The sequence below is a fragment of the Bacillus sp. z33 genome (assembly GCF_058313615.1).
Map to the genome: position 1 here is coordinate 839499 of NZ_JBZFQN010000002.1, position 19988 is coordinate 859486.

The window sequence follows — 19988 nt, forward strand, 5'->3', positions numbered from 1 at the left end:
AAACTTGTGAGACGAAACTACTATAACGTCTGCAGGTCTATTTACTGACGACATGCAGGCGTTTTTTTGTTGATTAAGACTATTAAGCTATAAATAATCTATCCAAATCTTATCAGAGCAGGTGAGCAAGAGTGGTTTCGTCATTAAAACGTTTATTAATTGGTCGTCCATTAAAGTCAACAGAAGCTGGAGAGCAGAAACTGCTTAAAAGAAAAGCATTGGCTATCTTGTCATCGGACGCTTTATCTTCAGTAGCGTACGGTCCAGAACAAATCTTGATTGTATTACTTTCTGTTGGAGCAGCAGCATTTTGGTATTCTGTACCGATCGCAATTGGAGTATTGATTCTTTTAACCATCTTGATCTCTTCCTATAAGCAAATTATTTTTGCTTATCCCAATGGAGGAGGAGCTTATCTTGTCTCTAAGAATAATCTAGGGATTAATTTTGGTTTAGTAGCCGGAGGGTCCCTGCTTGTGGACTATATTTTAACAGTAGCAGTAAGTGTCTCTGCTGGTTCAGATGCGATTACATCTGCTATACCTGTTTTACATTCTTATAAAGTTGAAATTGCCGTGATATTTGTTGTATTAATAACGATTTTAAATTTAAGGGGAATTACTGAATCTGCCAGTATCTTAGCTTATCCAGTTTATTTTTTTGTATTTGCCTTATTTCTTTTAATCGGAACTGGAATCTTTAAAATCATGACAGGACAAGTACCTGCTGATTTACATACATCAATTGGGACACCAGTTGCTGGGATAAGTTTGTTTCTATTATTAAAAGCATTCACATCCGGTAGTTCGGCGCTGACTGGTGTGGAAGCTATATCAAATGCTATTCCGAATTTTAAAGAACCGGCACCACTGAATGCTTCAAAAACATTGGTTATAATGGGCTGCTTGCTGGGTATATTATTTTCTGGCATTGTATTCCTTGCCTTCTATTATGGAATATCACCAATGAGTGAAGTGACTGTCGTTTCTCAAATTGGCGAAGCTGTGTTTGGAAGGAACATTTTCTATTATTTCTTACAGGGAGCCACGGCGCTTATTTTGGTTTTGGCTGCTAATACAGGCTATACAGCTTTTCCTTTACTGGCAGTTAATCTGGCTAAAGATAAATATATTCCGAGAATGTTTACGGTTCGTGGGGACCGTTTGGGTTATTCAAATGGCATTATGATTTTAGGATTATTATCAGTTATATTGATTCTTGTATTTAAAGGGCAAACGGAGCAACTCATCCCCTTGTATGCAGTAGGTGTCTTTATCCCGTTTACGCTCTCACAAACAGGAATGACGCTTAAGTGGTTTCGTGAAAGACCGGTAGGATGGATGCAAAAACTTGCTATTAATGCTAGTGGGGCTATCATAAGCTTCACTGTGACCATGATATTCTTTTTCACAAAATTTACACAAATATGGTCCATATTAATATTTTTACCTGTCATTATTATCGTATTTCATAAAATTCATAAACATTATGAAGGCGTAGGAGAGCAATTGCGTATTACTTCGGATGTTAAGAGTATTCCAATAGAAGGAAATGTGATTATTGTTCCCGTAGCGGGAGTTACGAGAGTAGTTGAAAATACAATTAATTATGCAAAAACCCTATCAGCACAACAAGTCATTGCTGTCTATGTATCATTTGATCGAGATGAAGAAAAGAAATTTGTACAAAAGTGGAAAGAGTGGCAGCCAGATATTCGATTGGTTAGTTTACATTCACAATATCGAAGCCTTATCCAGCCGCTTACCAAATTTGTGGATATCGTAGAGCATAAAGCGAGTGAATCAAATTATCAGGTTACTGTGATGATTCCGCAATTTATACCGAAAAAAGGATGGCATAATATCCTCCATAACCAGTCTAGTTTATTGATCCGTTCCTTTTTACTTTATAAACGAAATGTAGTGATTACAACTGTTCCTTATCATTTATTAAAGTAGTAGAAAACGGATGATGAATAAACTGTGGCAGAAAACAAATGCGGGTGGTAAAAAAATCCGTTTCTTGTTAAATACTTTTATATGGAAATAATGAAAGAGTGATTTCATATACACTGAAATCACTCTTTGTTTTATGTATGGATAGATTTAGAAATGCATAAGAAACAAGAGGGTATTTACCTGTAATTATAATGGTGATATAATTTCATATATTGTTTTTTTAGAGGGTGATTCCTATTAGAATGTTAATTTTAGAAGATGAGCCTGTGGCAAGAAATGTATTAAAGAAAAGACTGGAATTACAGGGATATATGGTTGATGATTTTGATGACCCTGAAGAGGCAATTCAGGCTTGTAACAAGACGAAGTACGATTTATTAATATTTGATATAACGATTCATGGAGCGATTATTGATGGATTAGAAGCTGCTTCCATTATACGAAAAAAACATAATATTCCGTTTGTTTTAGTGACCGGGGCAGATTCATCCGATGCAAGATTACGTGGGCTCCAGGAAGGGGCCCTATTGTATTTTACAAAGCCTTTTAGCTATAAAGAGCTAGTGCTTAACATTAAAAATATAATGGAAAATGCCGCTGTAAAAAATAATTCGTTCTATATCCACAGGGGATTAAAAGTCGAACCACTTCGCGGAACCATTACGAAGGAAGATGGAAGTGTAGAAACATTGTCGAAAATTCCCATGCAGGTATATACATATTTACTGGAGCATAAAAATCAGGTTGTCAGCAAACAGGAATTGTGGGAAAAAATATGGACTGAGCATGGCGAGATGAGTGACGACATTATTAATACGACGATAAATCGTATTAGACGAAAGATAGGTAAGAATAGTATTAATACGATTAAAAATGTTGGATATGAAATCAATGACTAATAATTGGCTGACCATAAAACGTTTTACCATAGTATCAAATATTCTATTATTCTCAATATTTACTAGCATCGTAGTACTGCAAAATATTAATCGGGTTACGGAGAGTGCAAGGCTGCGGATTAATGAATTATTGCCGGATTTCTATCTTACAGAGACTTATTTAGCTGAAAATGGTATACAAGAAGAATTTCTAAACGATAAATTTGGTAAGCTGCCTGAGCCTTATGAGTATATAGTTATCATGGATAAGGACTCAAGTTATCAAAATATTGCTTATAACAAATCAACTAAGAATATCCATTATGATGGAGAGGATAAACACTATATTCCGGTTATTTCTTGGTTTTTGAATCAAAATCGTGAAGATATTTTTGTAAAAGATGGATTGAGTAATGATAAAATAAAAGTAGATATTTACCAGAATAATAGTTGCGTAATGGCTGAATTTGGCCATGCCATACATACGGAAGCATTCAATGGGCATTTATATTCAAAAATCAATCTCTCGGCAGTACTTATTGAAGATTTTAAAGAGATTCTTGTAAAAAATAGTTATTTATATGCAATTATGTTCATCTTCTTTCTACTATTTCAAGTGGTGTTATATGAATTTATATTTAAACCTTTATCGAGAATGACCAATCATTATAAGTTGAAAAATAAGTTTAATATGACACCTCATCTTATAAATGAATTTATGTTAAGAGAGATGGAAGAGTTAAACGATGTTACCAATAAAAGTGTAGAAAAAATGCTGGCGGTAACAAATGAAACACATGCTTTCCTGGAGGAAATTGTCCACGAAGTTCGTAATCCCGCGCATAACATTAAGAATACCATTGAATATTTGGAAGATCTGATTGAAACGGATGTTCACCCGGAAATAAAAGAGGGATTATTTCATATTAAAAATGAATCCAGTAATATAGATTCCTTATTAGAGGGTATTAAACTATCTCATGAACTTTATTATTTGGGGGGAAATCCTCCTGATAGCTGGATAGAACCAAAAGATTTCATTGAACCATTAATGGCTGCCTATATGAGGAACTACCCCTCCTATACATTTATCTTAAATGATAATGTGAGCCAAACCACTAAAATCTGGATTGATGAGTATTCATTTGAATTAGTCATGCAGAATTTATTAAGTAATGCAGTTAAATATTCTACAAAAGGTTCAACCATTTTTGTGGGGATTAGAGAGAATAAGCTTGATAATACCCTAAATATTGATGTAACCAACACCGGATCAAATATACATTATTCTAATATTAATAAGATTTTTGATAAGTATGTGCGTCTAAGCAAAGCGAAGCAGATCACGTCGGGTTCAGGTATTGGATTATGGATTGTTAAAAGGGTCGCTGAAATTTATGATATGAGTATTGATGTAAGTAGTACAGACCAATCAGCAACCTTTTCGCTGAAGTTCAAGCATATTAAACAGGAAGATACAGAAGAATAAAGAGTGGGGTAACAGTTGCATGCCTCACTCTTTTTTTATTTTACTGAATGATGTATATGTCTTGTTGATTTAATGGCAATGGGATCAATTATCATATTGTTTTTTGTGGCTTGATATAGGATAAAAAGATTTAAAGGAGATGATTATCCTGGATAAGAAATCGAATAAAAAGACAAAGCGGAATGTCCTTTTGGATATTCCACTTTGTCTTTTTATGGTTTTTAATTTAATTTTGTTTCTTTTAGCTTCAATAATCCTTGCTTTTTACTTAAGGATTCATTCTTCCCGTGCATAAAATAATAAAGAATGATTAATGCAAATACCAGGATTGATATCATTAAGTATAGGAATCGATAGCCTGTTAATGGAATGATTATCCCGAGGACATAAGGTCCAATACCAAAACCTGCATCTAAAAAGATAAAAAAGGTTGCCGTAGCTAAACCAATTCGGTGGGGAGGAGTCACTTTTACAGCAATGGCCTGTGTTGTCGATTGGATATTTCCAAAACCGAATCCGATAATAGCGCCAGCTAAAAGTAAAGTAAATCCATTCTCTGCAATGCTTAATAAAAGCATACCAAGGGCAAAGAGAAGTAAGCAAGGGTACATAATGATATTGGAACCTTTTAAGTCAAGCAAGCGGCCGGTAAAAGGTCTTGAGATTAAGATGGCTGCTGCGTAAACGACAAAAAAGAAGCTTGCTGCTTCGACTAAATGAATCTCTTCAGAATAGAAGGTAATAAAAGATAAAACGCTCGAGTAGCATAATGCTGCTAGCATCGTAACAATGGCAATAGGTAATGCTTTTGGTTCAATGAAGCTAGAGATTTTAAAACCTTTACTTTCTGATTCGACTGCTGCAGGTTGTTGGTCTGATTGTATTTTTAATAGAAAAGCAGTTAAAAAGCTCACGAAACTAAGTGCCAAACAAAAACTGAATATCACTTCAAAGGATGTATGTTGTTTCAAATAAATACCGAAAAAAGGCCCAATTGCTGTAGCCAATGTAGCGCTTAAGCTGAAATAACCAACCCCCTCGCCACGGCGTTCAGGCGGTATGATTTGCGCTACAATGGTACCGGTAGCCGTACTAGCAATCCCTAATCCAATCCCATGTAATAAGCGGTTAACCAGTAAAAAGGGTAAACTATTAATCTCGAAATATAAAATAGTTGTTAACGTAAATAAGATAAGACCAATAAATAGTATTTTCTTTCTACCATACTTATCGATAATTCTGCCTGTAAGCAGCCTTCCAATTAATGCTCCAATAATAAATATTCCAGTAACCAGCCCTGCTTCACTGGGCGAAGCATTGAATTGTTCCACGGCATATACTGAAATGCTCACCATTAATAAATAAAAAACTAGCGTTAATAAAAAATTTATTGTGGATACTATAACAAAATTCTTTGTCCACAGTTTTGTTTGCTCTATTTGCATACTAGACTCCTTACTCATGAAAATTTTGTTTAATCCTTTCTAAGATGTTTAAGCATTGTTCTTGTTCATCTGCCGTTATACCTGTCAATTTTCCAAGCTGAAAATCGTCTATTTCTTTACGGACTACTTTGTATAGACTTGAACCCTTATCAGTCAGTTGAATATTTTTCTTTCGTTTATCCAAACTTGGGAAAGCTATTAAATATCCCTGCTTCTCCAGACTACTGACGGTTCGAGTAATGGACGGTTTTTCTATACTTTGATATTTAGAAATCTCAACAAGGGTATGAGGCCCGTAATTAAAAAGGATATATAAAATAGTCCATTGAGGGCTGTTCAGATTGTATCTTCCAAGTATCTTGTTTAACCGATCAATATAAGGCTTATGTAACATAGACAACTGGTGAAATAGCTGTTGATGTCTTTCCATTGCGACCTCCCAACTCTAATAGTTACTTTAGGTAACTATTTTCAATTATTCTAGTATGCCAGAGAGCAATCGAATATGTCCAGTATTTTTTCTTCTATTAATTGAAAAGTTGTAATGTGATTAAGCATATTATTTTCCTTTGAATTCAAACTATATTAAGATAAAGATGACAATAATACAAACAGGGAGGTTTACATATGTCTAGAATTTTATTTATTAAAGTAAATGACCGTCCAGCTGACCAAGCTGTTTCAGTACAAATGTATAATACGTTTTTAAATACGTATAAGGAAGCAAATCCTACGGATGAAATTACAGAATTGGATCTATTCCAAGCAGAACTTCCTTACTATGGAAATGCGGCCATTACAGCCATCTACAAAAACAATCAAGGAATGGAATTAACAGAGGAAGAAGTTAAATATGTTAACTTAGCGAATCAATATATTGATCAATTCCTATCCATGGATAAAATCGTAATTGCATTCCCTCTTTGGAATTCAACTGTGCCTGCACCATTGATTACGTATATTTCGTATTTGGCTCAAGCAGGAAAAATGTTTAAATATACAGCTGAAGGTCCAGTGGGATATGCAGCTGACAAAAAAGTGGCACTTCTTTCTGCAAGAGGATCTGATTACTCAGCTATTCCAGGCGCTGAAATGGCAGTCAATTTAGTTAAAGCGGCTATCAGCCTATGGGGAATTACAAATCCAGAAGTTGAGGTTATTGAAGGTCATAATCAATACCCAGACCGTACAATTGAAATTGTTGCAAATGGTCTTGAAGAAACAGCGAAACTTGCGAGTCGTTTCTAATACAGTAAAAACTCCAATACCAAAAGGTTTGGAGTTTTTTATTTGTATATATAGGAATTTATGTGAAATTATTTGTAACTAAAATGGTATGAAGCGGTCGTCATTTAGGACTAGGGTTCTTTAAGGATTTTTTGTATCCTATGGAATAAGACCTTTGTGAATGAATGGGATGTTTACGGTTATTCGGATTTAGTAACTACTAGTTGCTTAGCACACTCACATAAATAGTAAAGTGGCGGACTATATATCGAACTTATCCATTAAACTCAAGCGACGTTTTTATCTCCTTTTATAAAATCAGCAGAATGGTACCAATCGTAATCGCAATCCCACCCAAAATTGTATTTTTATCAGGTCTTTCTTTTAAAATGATAAAGCTTAATATCATGGTGATGACTACGCTGAATTTATCAATAGGAGCGACGATGGAAACCTGTCCGATTTGAATGGCGGCAAAGTAACATAACCAGGATAGACCTGTTGCAATACCGGATAAGATTAAGAAGAGATACGACTTATTAGTAATCGTTTTAAGTTCTTTTTGTGTCTTTTGGAAGAATACGATACTCCAGGCAAAAATTAAGATGACTACAGTTCGAATGAAGGTGGCGACGTTTGAATCAACATCCTCAATCCCAATTTTGGCCAAGATACTGGTTAGTGCTGCAAAAATGGCTGATAGGATAGCCAGAAAAATATAAGATTGAAAATAATTTTCTTGGCTCTTTTTCTCCCTTTTCCCTATAAGGATAAAGGTACCAATCGTAATAATCGTTCCGCCAGTGATCACTAAAGGAGTCATCGGCTCCTGAAGAATGATAAATGACAATAGAATTGTAATCACCACGCTTGTTTTATCAATAGGCACTACTTTGGAAACATCCCCAATTTGGATTGCTTTAAAAAAGCATAGCCAGGATAGACCAGTTGTTAGTCCTGATAAAACAATAAAAATCCATGCCTTTATTGGAATCATATATAATTCATCCCATTGACCAGTCATTCTGACAACGGCATAGGCCATAATAAGGACAACGAATGTTCGCACCGCAGTGGCTAAATTGGAATTCACATTATTAATACCGATTTTCGCTAGTATGGATGTTAATGCCGCAAATAAGGCAGAAAATAAAGCTAACAGTATACTCATCTTAATCCTCGCTTATTCATGTCTTTAACTTATATATGTACCCGATGGTTTCATATATAAATATACCTCAATCTTCTTTTAAAAGTTATGCTTATTCAATCATAAGCTGCAAGAGAAATTTACTGAATTGGTTGAAAGCTGAAAATGGTCTCTCATAAAGAAAAGAGGTCTGAAATAAAATCCCGGGTTCATTCATAAACAAACATTCTAAATTCCTGTCTGCTCTGAAAGTGTGGACTTACCAAAATATAAAAAAGACACTCCTTATGTCATTTAGATTAACTTACATGGCATAAAAAGTGTCATTTCATTTTAACAGGTCCAGGGGAGTACAGACCAATTAATGGGTTGATGAAAGCTTATTAGTTCAATCGTTCCAAAGGTTTCACGGCTGGGCCTTCTATGACTTCTCCGTCAGCTGCAAAGCGGGATCCGTGACATGGACAATCCCAGGAGCGTTCACCATTATTCCATTTTACTTCACATCCCATATGAGTACAGGTAGTATCAACTACACAAATATTCCCATTGGGATCTCGATAGGCACCTGCTCGTTTTCCGTTAAAGGTAACCATACTGCCTTCATCTGGTTTAAGTTCATCAAGACTGATGTCTGTATCGGTGATTTTTCCTTTAATTAACTCTTTCGCAACATTTACATTTTCCTTAATGAACTTACCTGCTGTTTGAATATGAGTCTCTGAGCGAGTAGGGGTAAATAAATCGAAATACGGATTTTCTTTACCGCGTACTAATTCACTTAAGATTAAAGCAGCGATTGCACCATTTGACATCCCCCATTTAGCAAAACCGGTTGCCACATAGATTTGATTCTTCATCGAGGAATAAGGACCTATATAAGGAACATGATCCAATGTTTCTAAATCCTGGGCCGACCATCTATAAGGCAGATCATCAACTGTGTAATATCGTTCGGCAAAATCTTTTAATGCTTCATAATGGTCGAGTGGATTTTCGCTTTGGCCAGTTTTATGGCTTTCACCGCCAAATAACACGAGGGTTTTATCCCCATCTTTTGTATGGCGGATGGAACGGGTAGGCTGGTCCGCGCTAATGTACATTCCATCGGGTAAGTCTTCCTTGATTTCAGCTGCAACAATGTAAGAACGTTTTGGGCTCAGGCGAGAGAAGTACAGCCCCTGCATATCATAGAATGGATAGTGGGAAGCAATAACAACTTTATTGCAATAAATGGTATGTCCATTCTTCACTTTAACCTGAACAGGTCCTTTATCGTTATCTTCAATAGTTTCTACTGGCGTTTGTTCAAATACTTGTCCGCCTTTTTTTACAATCAGGTTTAAAATATGGCCTAAAAATTTAACTGGATGGAATTGTGCTTGGTTAGGCATGATAATTGCCTTTTTGATTGGGAAAGGCAAGGGAAGTTCTGCAACAAGTTTGCCTGGTATACCAAGTTTTTGATAAGCCTCAAACTCGGACATGATTTTCTTTTCAAATGCATCGGTTTCGGCGTAAAGAATGGCATCCTGCTCTTCAAAATCACAATTAATTCCTTTTTCTTTATACAGAGATTGTATATATTCGAGCCCCTCTGTATTTGCCTGATAATATAATTTTGCTTTTTCTTCTCCAACCGTTTTAATCAGTTTGTCGTAGATAAGTCCGTGTTGAGCGGTTATTTTAGCTGTTGTATGTCCAGTTGTCCCATTTATAACTTCGCTTGCCTCTACTAATGCAACTTTAACTCCTTTATTGACCAATTCATAAGCTGTTAAGATACCGACTATACCGGCTCCAACAATAACAACATCTGTATTCAAATCATTTTGCAATTCATCAAATTTAAGTGCATCTTGATTCTTTCTGAATTGTGTCCAATAAGAACTCGATTGATTAGGTAATTGACTCATTTTAACTCCTCCGTTTTACCAATATAGTATATAGATACCCATGTTTTGTAAAAAAAATCAGGCTAGCATGATAATCTTATTGTTTATTGCAAAGACCAATTGGATATTAAGTAAAAAAATGGGATAAAAGGAGAGGGTTTAATTGAGAGATTATACCAAGAAGAAATTGTTAATATCAGGGAGCTTCTTATTGGGATTTGGATTTATGGGTTCAATGGATGGGATTATTTTTCATCAACTTTTGCAATGGCATAGTGTCGTGATGGACACTACTCGCTCAGGTCAAATTATAAGTGATGGCCTCTTCCATTTTGCGGTGACCATTGCTCTGGTGACAGGGGGATTTATTTTATGGCTAGCTGGTAACCCATTAAATCAAAAACAAGGTATTAAACAGGTAATTGGTTGGTTCTTAATGGGTGCTGGATTATTTAACATAATTGAAGGAATTATTAACCACCATATCCTACAGATTCACCGGGTAAAACCAGGCGATCCCAATGCTTTATTTTATGATATCGCCTTTTTAGTACTGGGAGCTATATTATTTATGATTGGGTTATATTTAAAAAAAAGAGCGGATAAAGATACAGATGGAGAGAGTGTATATGTATAGAATCCTTAGCTTTATTGTCATCGCAAGTTTTGTATCCATCATGCTTTATTTTCATCAACAAAACAGTCATTTTGAGAATAAAACTCAAGCAGGTCATATGGAGCATCACGAGGGATTGGAAATTAGTAAGATGAAAGATGCCAAAATTCCAGAGATTGATGGGTGGATTAAACAGGATCAAACAGGGAGTTGGATGTTGAAGATTATAACAAAAAATTTCGCCTTCAAACCGGAGAAGCTGGGTTTAGAGGAACAACAAATCAATGAAGGGCACGCTCATTTGTATATAAATGGAGATAAAAAGAACAGAATCTATGGTCATTATCATGATTTGGGTACACTGGAACCAGGCATATATGATGTGATGGTTACCCTAAATACACATAATCATAAGGTTCTATTTTATCAGGGGAAAGAAGTAGCTTTTCGATATAAACTGAAGGTGAAATAATTTACTGAACAATTATTCGTCAGTCGCTTTAATTAGGGAATATAAAATATGGGATTAAATGGTATAATGGATTAAAACGCCAGTAAGATTGATGGAGGATGATATGTTCGGAAAAATTTATATTGCCATTTTAGTTTGTTTTTCTCTTTTTTCTTGTATCATGGCTATCGCCAAACCAGCGATTTTTGATTTGCATTTAAAAAATTTCCGCCGAAGTCTCTACATGCTATTTGTGATGGCTCTTGGTATCGGGGTTATTGCAGACGGTATAAATATATCAAACTGGACATATATATTGAGTTTAACCGCAATTGTGGTATTTATTGATTTATCCATCCTTTTAACACCCAGCATTTTAAAAATATGGCAAGCAGAGTTTTTGACAGGCTCGGAATTTTTGGAAGCTACCATCAAGGAAAATGAAAAAATTCAAAGAGCGATGGTAACGAAGGTGGAGCATATGTCCATCTTAGTTCAGGATGCCATATATTATTTTGAACAAAAGGCTGTTCCTGAGAGCAGGGAGGAATATGTGAGGGAATTAAAGATATATCTTGCTCTGTATTCCGATGAATTTGGTTTGTCGGTGGATATCAATGAATACGAAGCAGACGATTTAAGTGATTTGGAGATATCCATAAAAGAAACAATAAAACAAAAGCTTATAAGAATTGATCATATACATAATTTCGGTTTTAATCAGAGTAATTTACTCGCGTTTACAGAATCCATTTTTAATTCAGAGGTAATCACACTTGAAAATTACGATGCTTTGTTCATACCTGTCCATTTACGAATGTATAACTTTATCATTGTTGTCAAGAAAGACAAAGGCATTCCGATAGAAGTGGATGGGGTTCATATTGCCAATTTAGTTCATATTTATGATTCGTTTATGTGAATGTTTGGTATAATAAGGATATAAAGAATAAGAAAGAGGGGATTAAGATGGCTATATGGCGAAGGAGAAACAGAATTCATCCCGATGAAACCTGTGATACTATGGCAAAAAGCTCTCAAACAGGTCCAAAAATCACCCATCTCTCTGATAAATCAGTCAGCAAGCAGACTAAAAAAGTAAAAGAAATGAATAAAAAAGCATTAGCTTATATCCATTCAGTAAAATAACAAAGTCAATAGAACTTTGTTATTTTTTTTGTATTGGTTTTGCAGTTTGTAACATAACCTATAACAAATTGCATGATGGGAGTATAAGAAATGACATCTAAGAAGGAAACACAACAATCAGGAGTAAAATCAAAGTTCACGATTTTAGGCAATCAAGAATCGAGGGTTAGTAAAAGGAATCAAAAAGCAATCAGGTTCCTAAGGAGGCTTCGAGGAAAATTGGGGTAATGGAAGTGCTAGTGAGTGGCAGGGAATGTGTGCCTTCTTTCCATATTTGGATTTATAATAAGTGAGAAAAATGTACAAAAAAAGACAGCTCCATATATGGAACTGTCTTGGATGGCTTATAGCTTAGATTACTCTGGAGTATGTAGGGTTTTTTATGTTTGCAAGCCTCAATTTATATCCATCATTCTAATGCGTATAAAACCTTTAATTGAAATATATCCTTGCTCATCCCTGTGGTAATAAGTAGAAAAGGATACAAAAGAAGAGCATAATGCTTCCGGCCATAACGAACAGATGCCATATCGCATGGTGAAATTTAAATCCTCTCCAAACATAAAAAATAGATCCGATCGTATATAGAACACCTCCAACAACAAGAAGGATCATTCCATTCGGTTCCAAAAAGTTCTTTAGGGGATTCCAAGCGAATACAATCATCCATCCCATTACAATATAAAGAAGGGTGGATACAAGCATGTATTTTTTGACAAAGAAAGATTTGAAGACCGTCCCTCCGATTGCCAGACCCCAGACAATACCGAATAGAGCCCAGCGCATCGAACCGTCTAATACAATAAAACAAAATGGTGTATATGTACCTGCTATGAAAAAATAGATTGCTGAATGATCGAATATTTCAAATAAATCTTTAGCTTTGCCCTGAGGTAAGCTGTGTAAAAGTGTAGAACAGAGATACATAAGAAGCATGGTTACACCAAAAATAGTAAAACTAATGATGTGCCACTCCGTACCATATGCAGAAGAGTAGACAATTAGCAGAACCAGGGCAGCTATACTTAATAAAACGCCTAAACCATGAGTTATTGCGTTTGCGATTTCTTCACCTTTACTATAAACATGAACATGGTCTTTCATTATTTCTCCTTCTTTCTAAAACCCCATTTTATCTAGTACAATATGAATCATTAACTTTATTGTACTGTACTATTATCAAGTTGTAAATACAATAGCTCTGTGTTGCGGTGTTAACCTTTTGATATATAGTATCTAAAACTACATATCAAAAGGTTACTTTGTTTTTTGTATCACGGTATATTTAGGATGATAGATCCGCTGTGCAGAGACTTCACAATCAGTAAACAAGATAGAATATAGATTTTATAAATATAAGAAAATCATTCGTACATGAAATGATATTTACGTCATTATCACCAAGTATAGATAACTATGGATTAATTTTATTCGAGCCTAGCAGCATTTTATCCCGCTAATAAGGAATTAAATTGAACCAGAGCGCTAATCGATGATAATTTCAAGGTTGATAAAATATTTATAAGAAACTTAATTACTTTTTCTATATTTTTAAATCGTATATCACCTATTTAAATCAATAGATTTGATAGTATACTAGTATATGCAGTAATGATGTAAGTTATCGTAAAAGGAATGATAGATATTGAAATTGATTGCTACAGATATGGACGGTACTTTATTGAATGAAAAAGGCCGAATCAGTATGGAAAACAAAAATGCTATTAAAGAGGCGCAAGCGGATGGGATTCAGGTAGTTGTCGTTACAGGCAGACCGTATAGTTATGCTTTAATGCCGTTAGAAGAAGCAGGATTATGCTGTCCTATTATTGCGCTTAATGGAGCTGAAATAAGAGACGAGCAGGGAAGGATTCTAAATAAACTTCCGCTACAAAAAGAATGGTGTCGTTCTATTCAAAAAGTATTGGAAAAGGAAAATGTATATATTGAGTTCTTTACGAATATCGGTGTATTTTCAAAAAGCATGGAACACTATATTGATATTAGAATGCAATTAAAGATGGAACAATTCCCGAATGTAGATAAGGCTCTTATGTTGGAGGATGTTCGGAAAAGAGCAGAGGAACGATTTAAATTCGAACACTGCCATTTTGTAGATGATTTTGAAGAAGTATATCTGGATGAACAATTAATTATCTATAAAATTTTAGTATTATCAGCAGATATAGATAAGTTGACACGAATAGAAAGCCAATTAGGTAGCCAATCAGAATTTACCATCACCTCATCTGAACGCGGAAATATAGAATTTAATCATCCTGATGCGCAGAAAGGAAAGTCACTAAAAAAGATGGCTGATCAATTCAGTGTAGAGATGAAGGATGTAATGGCACTTGGTGATCATTTAAATGATTTATCCATGCTGCAGATGGCGGGGCGTGGAGTAGCTATGGGCAATGCATCAAATGAGGTAAAGGCACTTTGTCACTATCATACGAAAACGAATCTCGAGCATGGTGTTGCATTTGCTATCGAAGAGGTCATCGCTCTAAGGCAATAATTTAATATACCGTTAACTATCTAACCCGTGGATGGTAGAAGAGTGTTGTTGTATCGGTCACCCATATATCAGGCAAACAAACTGATATATGGGTATTTTTTTAGGGGGATATGTATTAACAAATGATTCTGGTATATCTCAAAAGTTAAACTAGTATATACTTGTTGGATTGTTTGTATTGCTTATTTTAAAATTATTAATGAAGAGTAACCGACATAGGTTATCGTGATTTTGACCTATTTTTAAAAACGCAAACAAGAACTAATTAACCATAAGGAAATCGGTAAAAATGTCGTAAAAAATATAGCGAAATAGAATGATTGGTGTATAATGGAAGCGGAGCTGACTTCTAAAAATTTTTAATGGTTATGATGGGTTTCTTTCATAACCTCAGGAGGATAAACATGACGATAATCACAGAAAATATTATGGAATTGATTACGGTGGACCAGTGGGATGATGCCTATTCCATTATGAAACAATTACGTACTGATTTGGATAAGCATACGTATTTAGAGTTAATGGATCAAATGCGAAAAGAAGGATACAGACTTTTTGCGATGTTTTCAGGTGAAGAAATAGTAGCTGTAATCGGAGTTAGCTCTCGTGTAAACTTCTATAATAAACGTCACATAATCGTTCATGATTTGGTAACGACTGAAAATAAACGTTCGATGGGTTATGGAGAAAAGCTGCTAGTGTTTATTCATGAATGGGCAAAGCAAAACGGCGCACAATATGTTGCGTTGGAATCTGCTGTTAAGCGGACGGATGCTCATCGATTTTATGAAGAAAAGTTAGATTATGATAAATGGTGTTACTCATTCCGTAAAAAATTGTAAATGAAAAAATCAAGATAACTTGTGAAACGCTCTTCTTTCAGCGTAAATAGTACAGGCTATACATATATGAATTTTTTTGCCTTTATCATCTCGGTATTTTCGCAAATCTCGTTCTTTCTTTTTGCAAAATGCACACTTATTAAAGAATGCAAACATAATCAGTCCTCTCCTTTACCAGTCGTATTAACTGATTTTATCATATATGTTAAATGGTGGTAATTTAAAGGGGCTGTCTACTTTGAAAAATGCGAAAAACATAGGGAAATGTGTTGAACTCATCATTTCTCCTATGTTTATTTTTATGTGGTTCGTTTGGGATGTTTTTTATTCTTAAACTTAAAATGCTTCTTTCCAAAGCATGGTTATCGTTAAGGCGCTGCTGCTGTCATTCGGGTTACCTGGAAATAATCTGATTAATAAAGCCCCTGGTGTGAAAACAACCTCGGGACGATGTTTCAATGGTAAACTGTTCACCATCCTCAAGACTTCATTCTTTTGACCAAGCTGAGCATATGTCATTAATTGTCTTGAAAACTGAGGATTGTTCTGGATATGGTTGGTTATCGTGTAGGCATCATTGATCAACTCTTTGGCAACGCCAGCTGAATTAATAAATATTAATGGTTGCACTGGTGGTAGCTGACGCTCATAATTTTGGAAGGTATTCGGATAGCCGGGGGGGATATTATTACTATTCATATCATATGGATTATTCATGTCCCTGTCTCCTTTTATCAATAGGATTATAAATGAAGTAATTTTATGGATGGTCTATAGTATTCATACCTATGAAGAGGACTGGCGATAGGTGATTGAATGGGTACTTAAGTGGAACCTGAAGTAGGTACAATTATTGTAAGAGCATTTGGAATGACGGGGAAAATCTGGCTGTATAGGTATATCTCAGTGAAAATTAGAAAATAAATTCGATATCCATTTTAGATAACCGGTGTGTCTGGTTATCTTTTTTTTGTGAAATAGTCCATTTTTTAATCCTGACGTGTAAAAGAAAAATATACCATTCATAAGCTGTGATAAGAAGTACAAATTATATAAGTATAGAAATTAAGGGATTAAATTAAACAATTAGCTATCTATATAAATTTACTAATTGTTTTCGAAGAATTTTTACAGAGGGCTTATAGCTGACAGGAGAGATATCATTGGAAGATAGCAAAATAAGGTTAAAAGAGAACAATGAGTTAAAAGCTGTGCCGATGATGGCCGTCCTGGCAGTAGCAGCATTCATCGGTTTATTCAGTGAAACGGCATTAAATTTAGCACTAAGCAATATAATGAATGACTTTCATATAGAAGCTTCAACAGCACAATGGCTGACAACCGGATATTTATTAACACTTGGTATTTTGGTGCCTGTATCGGCAATCTTGATTCAGTCATTTTCAACCAGGCGGCTGTTTTTCGTATCTTTGTCCTTTAGTATTCTCGGTACCTTGATTGGCGGTCTTGCGCCTTCATTTGCCATTTTAGTGATAGCCCGAGTCATTCAGGCAATTGGAACGGCCATTTTATTACCTTTGATGAATAATTGTCTTCTCGTCATTTTCCCTCCACATAAACGTGGGCTGGTAATGGGTTTAATGGGTCTCGTTATTATGTCAGCACCTGCATTTGGTCCAACTTTTTCAGGAATAATTGTAGATAAATTAAGTTGGCATTGGATTTTTTGGATTTGTCTGCCAATATTGTTACTCTCAATGATTATAGGTATATTTTTTATTAAAAATGTAACAAAGATAACGAAGCCAAAGATAGATGTTAGATCAATAATCCTATCTACTATAGGATTCGGTGGCATTGTATATGGGTTTAGTGCGGCAGGGGAAGGTGGCGGCGGCTGGGGTGAAGCCCAAGTATTGCTGCCATTAGGGATTGGAATCTTTTTCTTAACATTGTTCTCGTTCCGTCAAATTTACACAGAAAATCCGATGATTAATTTACGTGTTTTTACCTACCCTATGTTTTCCCTCGGCGTATTTGTGGTTTTTTTAGCTATGTTAATGATTTTATCAAATGCCATCTTATTGCCCATGTATTTAAAGAGAGGATTGTTATTCTCAGCCTTTACAGCGGGCTTAACTCTTTTGCCTGGGGGAGTGATGAATGGAATTATGTCCCCGATTAACGGAAAACTAATGGATAAATATGGGCCGAGGTGGTTGGTTTTGATTGGATTTATATTGACAACCATTGCCGGTTTTCTTTTTTTAAGAATTACATTAGACACCCCGTTAGCGACTATTATCATGATGCATATTTGCTTATCTGTTGGCATCTCATTTATCATGATGCCAACACAAACCAATGGATTGAATCAATTACCTCGGAAGTTATATCCAGACGGAACAGCGATAATGAGCACGCTTCAGCAAATTTCCGGAGCAATTGGAACAGCCTTGGCAGTTAGCTTGATGACTATGGGACAAACTTCTTTTTTAAGTGGTGCGGGAAAAAACCCTGATTCTGAAATCCTTACTGCTGCTCTTGTTTATGGTGTAAAAAAAGGATATATTCTCATAATGGCAGCTTCAGTTATTGGTTTAATCGCTTCATTATTTTTGAAAAGGGTTAAAGTTTAAAGAAAACTCCTTCTATATAGCAGGAGTTTTCTTTATAGATATGTGAGTCTTGTATATAATTATGAAAAAATACTCAAATAGTGTAAATTGGTTTATGAGCATATAAAAAGAGGAAAATAGATATAGTTGAGAGACCGCTTGTATATTTTTTAAGCCTATACAAATCATATAATTAAGTACCTTTTATGTCATGAAAAGGTATATGTAAACTGGATGGCACAATGGAATAGTAATTGAAAAGAGACAGAAGAACAAAAGGGGTTGCTAGGATTTGAAGCTAGAATATTTACTGCGCGATATTATTACTAATGTATCCATTCAGGATAGAGAAATAAATATAACTGGGATTGCCAATAATTCAATGGAAGTTAAAGATGGATACCTATTTGTAGCTATAAAAGGATATCAAGCGGATGGACATGCATATATTGACCAAGCCATTAAGGCGGGTGCAAGAGCAATAATCGGTGAACAAGAAATCCATGATATTTCAGTCCCATATTTCAGGGTGGATAATAGCAGGGCTATATTGGCTGATGTGGCTAAACATTTTTACCCTGTACAAGGAAATAAAACCTTGATTGGGGTGACAGGAACAAACGGAAAAACCACAACTTCCTTTATGTTGAAACATATTATGGAGGTCTATGGTAAATCATGTTCTTTGTTTGGATCAGTCTATAACTATATAAATGGTGAAAAATCCACACCATCTGTAAATACAACCATGGATGCATTGCAATTACAAAAAGAATTATCAAGAAGTCAAGATGAAGTTGTCATTATGGAAGTGTCTTCACACGCCCTGTCACAATACAGGGTGAAAGGGATTAGCTATGATTATGCTCTATTTACGAATTTAGACCATGATCATTTAGATTATCATAAAGATATGGATGATTATTTCTCCGTAAAAGCACAACTTTTTTATCAAATAAAACCCGATGGAACAGCCGTTATTAATTCAAATAATAAATGGGGCAATAAACTTGAAAAGCGGTTATGCGGTACTAATGACCAAATTTCTTGTGTAGGGAATAAAGAATCTGATTTATATATCCAACAAAATAAAACGGGGGATATACACTTTGTATATAAAAATAAAGAAATCTATCCTATAAGGCTTTCTATTAAGGGAAAACATAATATCCAAAATGCGGCTCTTGCCTTTTTGACAGCAAGAAATATGGATATACCGGGTGAAGTCATAATTGACGCACTACATACATTCCCCGGCGTGCCAGGGAGATTTGAAGTATTGAATCATCCGACCGGTGCACAATTAATTCTAGATTATGCACATACAAGTGACGCTTTTGCACAATGTCTCAAATCAGGAAGAGAAATGGGGGCAAAGCGCATCATTCATATATTTGGGTTTAGGGGAAATCGCGATGTGACAAAGCGACGCGGTATGGTCGAAATATCGGAACAGCATAGTGACCTATGTATTTTAACGCTGGATGATTTAGGGACAGAATCTTTTGAAGGAATGATAGACACACTACATGATTTAAAACCGTCAGCCAAAGGGAAGGTCATACCGGATCGTACATCTGCTATCGAATATGCCTGGAAAATTGCAAAAGAAGGTGACTGGATCTTTATTACGGGAAAAGGCGATGAAGTGTATAAAGATACGTATCTTTTACCGACTAATTCCGACAGGGAAACAATAACATATCTTATGAAAGAGGGAGAAACAGCTAAAGTCATTTAAGCTTTAATCTTATATAATTTGTCGAATCTTACAGATTAAAGAGGAAT

18 protein-coding genes are annotated in these 19988 nt (G+C 35.2%); 12 read left to right on the forward strand and 6 right to left on the reverse strand.

Going from position 1 to position 19988, the window contains the following annotated elements; translation table 11 throughout:
• The first annotated feature begins 131 nt into the window (after positions 1–131).
• From AC4G3L_RS11105 to AC4G3L_RS11115, 3 genes are all read left to right on the forward strand, one after another.
• Positions 132–1958, forward strand: a complete 1827-nt coding sequence (locus AC4G3L_RS11105; RefSeq protein WP_491077016.1) for an APC family permease — start codon at positions 132–134, stop codon at positions 1956–1958.
• A 242-nt stretch (positions 1959–2200) separates the two neighbouring features.
• The gene (locus tag AC4G3L_RS11110; RefSeq protein WP_491077017.1) at positions 2201–2857 is read left to right on the forward strand and encodes a response regulator transcription factor; all 657 of its coding nucleotides are present in this window, start codon (positions 2201–2203) and stop codon (positions 2855–2857) included.
• Positions 2850–4325 carry a sensor histidine kinase gene (locus AC4G3L_RS11115; RefSeq protein WP_491077018.1) on the forward strand — a complete coding sequence of 492 codons (1476 nt, stop codon included), beginning with the start codon at positions 2850–2852 and terminating at the stop codon, positions 4323–4325. The genes AC4G3L_RS11110 and AC4G3L_RS11115 overlap by 8 nt, the downstream gene beginning before the upstream one ends.
• A gap of 221 nt (positions 4326–4546) precedes the next feature.
• Here AC4G3L_RS11115 and AC4G3L_RS11120 read toward each other — a convergent pair whose 3' ends face one another.
• Together AC4G3L_RS11120 and AC4G3L_RS11125 are read right to left on the reverse strand one after the other, a co-directional pair.
• On the reverse strand, positions 4547–5770 hold the full coding sequence (locus AC4G3L_RS11120; protein ID WP_491077019.1) for an MFS transporter: 1224 nt from the start codon (positions 5768–5770) through the stop codon (positions 4547–4549).
• A gap of 10 nt (positions 5771–5780) precedes the next feature.
• Positions 5781–6200: a MarR family winged helix-turn-helix transcriptional regulator gene (locus tag AC4G3L_RS11125; RefSeq protein ID WP_491077020.1), complete on the reverse strand. Its 420-nt coding sequence runs from the start codon at positions 6198–6200 to the stop codon at positions 5781–5783.
• A gap of 197 nt (positions 6201–6397) precedes the next feature.
• Between AC4G3L_RS11125 and AC4G3L_RS11130 the strand changes: the two genes are divergently transcribed.
• A complete protein-coding gene (locus AC4G3L_RS11130; RefSeq protein ID WP_491077021.1) occupies positions 6398–7018 on the forward strand; it encodes an FMN-dependent NADH-azoreductase in 621 nt (206 codons plus the stop codon).
• 289 nt (positions 7019–7307) lie between these two features.
• On the opposite strand, the gene AC4G3L_RS11135 is transcribed toward AC4G3L_RS11130, so the two are convergent.
• Complete coding sequence (locus AC4G3L_RS11135; RefSeq protein ID WP_491077022.1) at positions 7308–8168, reverse strand: EamA family transporter; 861 nt, start codon at positions 8166–8168, stop codon at positions 7308–7310.
• Between the two features lie 362 nt (positions 8169–8530).
• Positions 8531–10063: an FAD-dependent oxidoreductase gene (locus tag AC4G3L_RS11140; protein WP_491077023.1), complete on the reverse strand. Its 1533-nt coding sequence runs from the start codon at positions 10061–10063 to the stop codon at positions 8531–8533.
• A 142-nt stretch (positions 10064–10205) separates the two neighbouring features.
• Here AC4G3L_RS11140 and AC4G3L_RS11145 point away from each other — a divergent pair, with 142 nt between their 5' ends.
• The 4 genes from AC4G3L_RS11145 to AC4G3L_RS11160 all read left to right on the forward strand — a co-directional run bounded on the left by AC4G3L_RS11145 (position 10206) and on the right by AC4G3L_RS11160 (position 12258).
• Positions 10206–10679, forward strand: a complete 474-nt coding sequence (locus AC4G3L_RS11145; protein ID WP_491077024.1) for a DUF2243 domain-containing protein — start codon at positions 10206–10208, stop codon at positions 10677–10679.
• Positions 10672–11130: a hypothetical protein gene (locus tag AC4G3L_RS11150; RefSeq protein ID WP_491077025.1), complete on the forward strand. Its 459-nt coding sequence runs from the start codon at positions 10672–10674 to the stop codon at positions 11128–11130. The genes AC4G3L_RS11145 and AC4G3L_RS11150 overlap by 8 nt, the downstream gene beginning before the upstream one ends.
• Positions 11131–11233: 103 nt before the next feature.
• Positions 11234–12031 (forward strand): type II toxin-antitoxin system SpoIISA family toxin, encoded by a 798-nt coding sequence (locus AC4G3L_RS11155; RefSeq protein ID WP_491077026.1) that lies wholly within the window; start codon positions 11234–11236, stop codon positions 12029–12031.
• Positions 12032–12078: 47 nt separating this feature from the next.
• Positions 12079–12258 (forward strand): hypothetical protein, encoded by a 180-nt coding sequence (locus AC4G3L_RS11160; protein ID WP_491077027.1) that lies wholly within the window; start codon positions 12079–12081, stop codon positions 12256–12258.
• Positions 12259–12711: 453 nt separating this feature from the next.
• Here the strand turns inward: AC4G3L_RS11160 and trhA are convergent, their stop codons facing one another.
• Positions 12712–13362: a PAQR family membrane homeostasis protein TrhA gene (gene trhA, locus AC4G3L_RS11165; RefSeq protein ID WP_491077028.1), complete on the reverse strand. Its 651-nt coding sequence runs from the start codon at positions 13360–13362 to the stop codon at positions 12712–12714.
• A gap of 541 nt (positions 13363–13903) precedes the next feature.
• On the opposite strand from trhA, the gene AC4G3L_RS11170 reads away from it, so the two are divergent.
• Both AC4G3L_RS11170 and AC4G3L_RS11175 read left to right on the forward strand, forming a co-directional pair.
• Positions 13904–14779 (forward strand): Cof-type HAD-IIB family hydrolase, encoded by an 876-nt coding sequence (locus AC4G3L_RS11170; protein WP_491077029.1) that lies wholly within the window; start codon positions 13904–13906, stop codon positions 14777–14779.
• Positions 14780–15183: 404 nt separating this feature from the next.
• Positions 15184–15621 carry a GNAT family N-acetyltransferase gene (locus AC4G3L_RS11175; protein ID WP_491077030.1) on the forward strand — a complete coding sequence of 146 codons (438 nt, stop codon included), beginning with the start codon at positions 15184–15186 and terminating at the stop codon, positions 15619–15621.
• A gap of 336 nt (positions 15622–15957) precedes the next feature.
• On the opposite strand, the gene AC4G3L_RS11180 is transcribed toward AC4G3L_RS11175, so the two are convergent.
• A complete protein-coding gene (locus AC4G3L_RS11180; RefSeq protein ID WP_491077031.1) occupies positions 15958–16338 on the reverse strand; it encodes a YuzC family spore coat inner layer protein in 381 nt (126 codons plus the stop codon).
• A 500-nt stretch (positions 16339–16838) separates the two neighbouring features.
• Here AC4G3L_RS11180 and AC4G3L_RS11185 point away from each other — a divergent pair, with 500 nt between their 5' ends.
• Positions 16839–18221: a DHA2 family efflux MFS transporter permease subunit gene (locus AC4G3L_RS11185; RefSeq protein WP_491077194.1), complete on the forward strand. Its 1383-nt coding sequence runs from the start codon at positions 16839–16841 to the stop codon at positions 18219–18221.
• Between the two features lie 271 nt (positions 18222–18492).
• The gene (locus AC4G3L_RS11190; RefSeq protein WP_491077032.1) at positions 18493–19941 is read left to right on the forward strand and encodes a UDP-N-acetylmuramoyl-L-alanyl-D-glutamate--2,6-diaminopimelate ligase; all 1449 of its coding nucleotides are present in this window, start codon (positions 18493–18495) and stop codon (positions 19939–19941) included.
• Positions 19942–19988 lie beyond the last annotated feature (47 nt).

What these genes read in the sequence shown, in the direction of transcription:
- AC4G3L_RS11110 (WP_491077017.1), top strand. Translation starts at nt 2,201, where the DNA reads ATGTTAATTTTAGAAGATGAGCCTGTGGCAAGAAATGTATTAAAGAAA.
- AC4G3L_RS11115 (WP_491077018.1), top strand. Translation starts at nt 2,850, where the DNA reads ATGACTAATAATTGGCTGACCATAAAACGTTTTACCATAGTATCAAAT.
- AC4G3L_RS11120 (WP_491077019.1), bottom strand. Translation starts at nt 5,770, where the DNA reads ATGCAAATAGAGCAAACAAAACTGTGGACAAAGAATTTTGTTATAGTA.
- AC4G3L_RS11125 (WP_491077020.1), bottom strand. Translation starts at nt 6,200, where the DNA reads ATGGAAAGACATCAACAGCTATTTCACCAGTTGTCTATGTTACATAAG.
- AC4G3L_RS11130 (WP_491077021.1), top strand. Translation starts at nt 6,398, where the DNA reads ATGTCTAGAATTTTATTTATTAAAGTAAATGACCGTCCAGCTGACCAA.
- AC4G3L_RS11135 (WP_491077022.1), bottom strand. Translation starts at nt 8,168, where the DNA reads ATGAGTATACTGTTAGCTTTATTTTCTGCCTTATTTGCGGCATTAACA.
- AC4G3L_RS11140 (WP_491077023.1), bottom strand. Translation starts at nt 10,063, where the DNA reads ATGAGTCAATTACCTAATCAATCGAGTTCTTATTGGACACAATTCAGA.
- AC4G3L_RS11150 (WP_491077025.1), top strand. Translation starts at nt 10,672, where the DNA reads ATGTATAGAATCCTTAGCTTTATTGTCATCGCAAGTTTTGTATCCATC.
- AC4G3L_RS11155 (WP_491077026.1), top strand. Translation starts at nt 11,234, where the DNA reads ATGTTCGGAAAAATTTATATTGCCATTTTAGTTTGTTTTTCTCTTTTT.
- AC4G3L_RS11160 (WP_491077027.1), top strand. Translation starts at nt 12,079, where the DNA reads ATGGCTATATGGCGAAGGAGAAACAGAATTCATCCCGATGAAACCTGT.
- trhA (WP_491077028.1), bottom strand. Translation starts at nt 13,362, where the DNA reads ATGAAAGACCATGTTCATGTTTATAGTAAAGGTGAAGAAATCGCAAAC.
- AC4G3L_RS11175 (WP_491077030.1), top strand. Translation starts at nt 15,184, where the DNA reads ATGACGATAATCACAGAAAATATTATGGAATTGATTACGGTGGACCAG.
- AC4G3L_RS11180 (WP_491077031.1), bottom strand. Translation starts at nt 16,338, where the DNA reads ATGAATAATCCATATGATATGAATAGTAATAATATCCCCCCCGGCTAT.
- AC4G3L_RS11185 (WP_491077194.1), top strand. Translation starts at nt 16,839, where the DNA reads ATGATGGCCGTCCTGGCAGTAGCAGCATTCATCGGTTTATTCAGTGAA.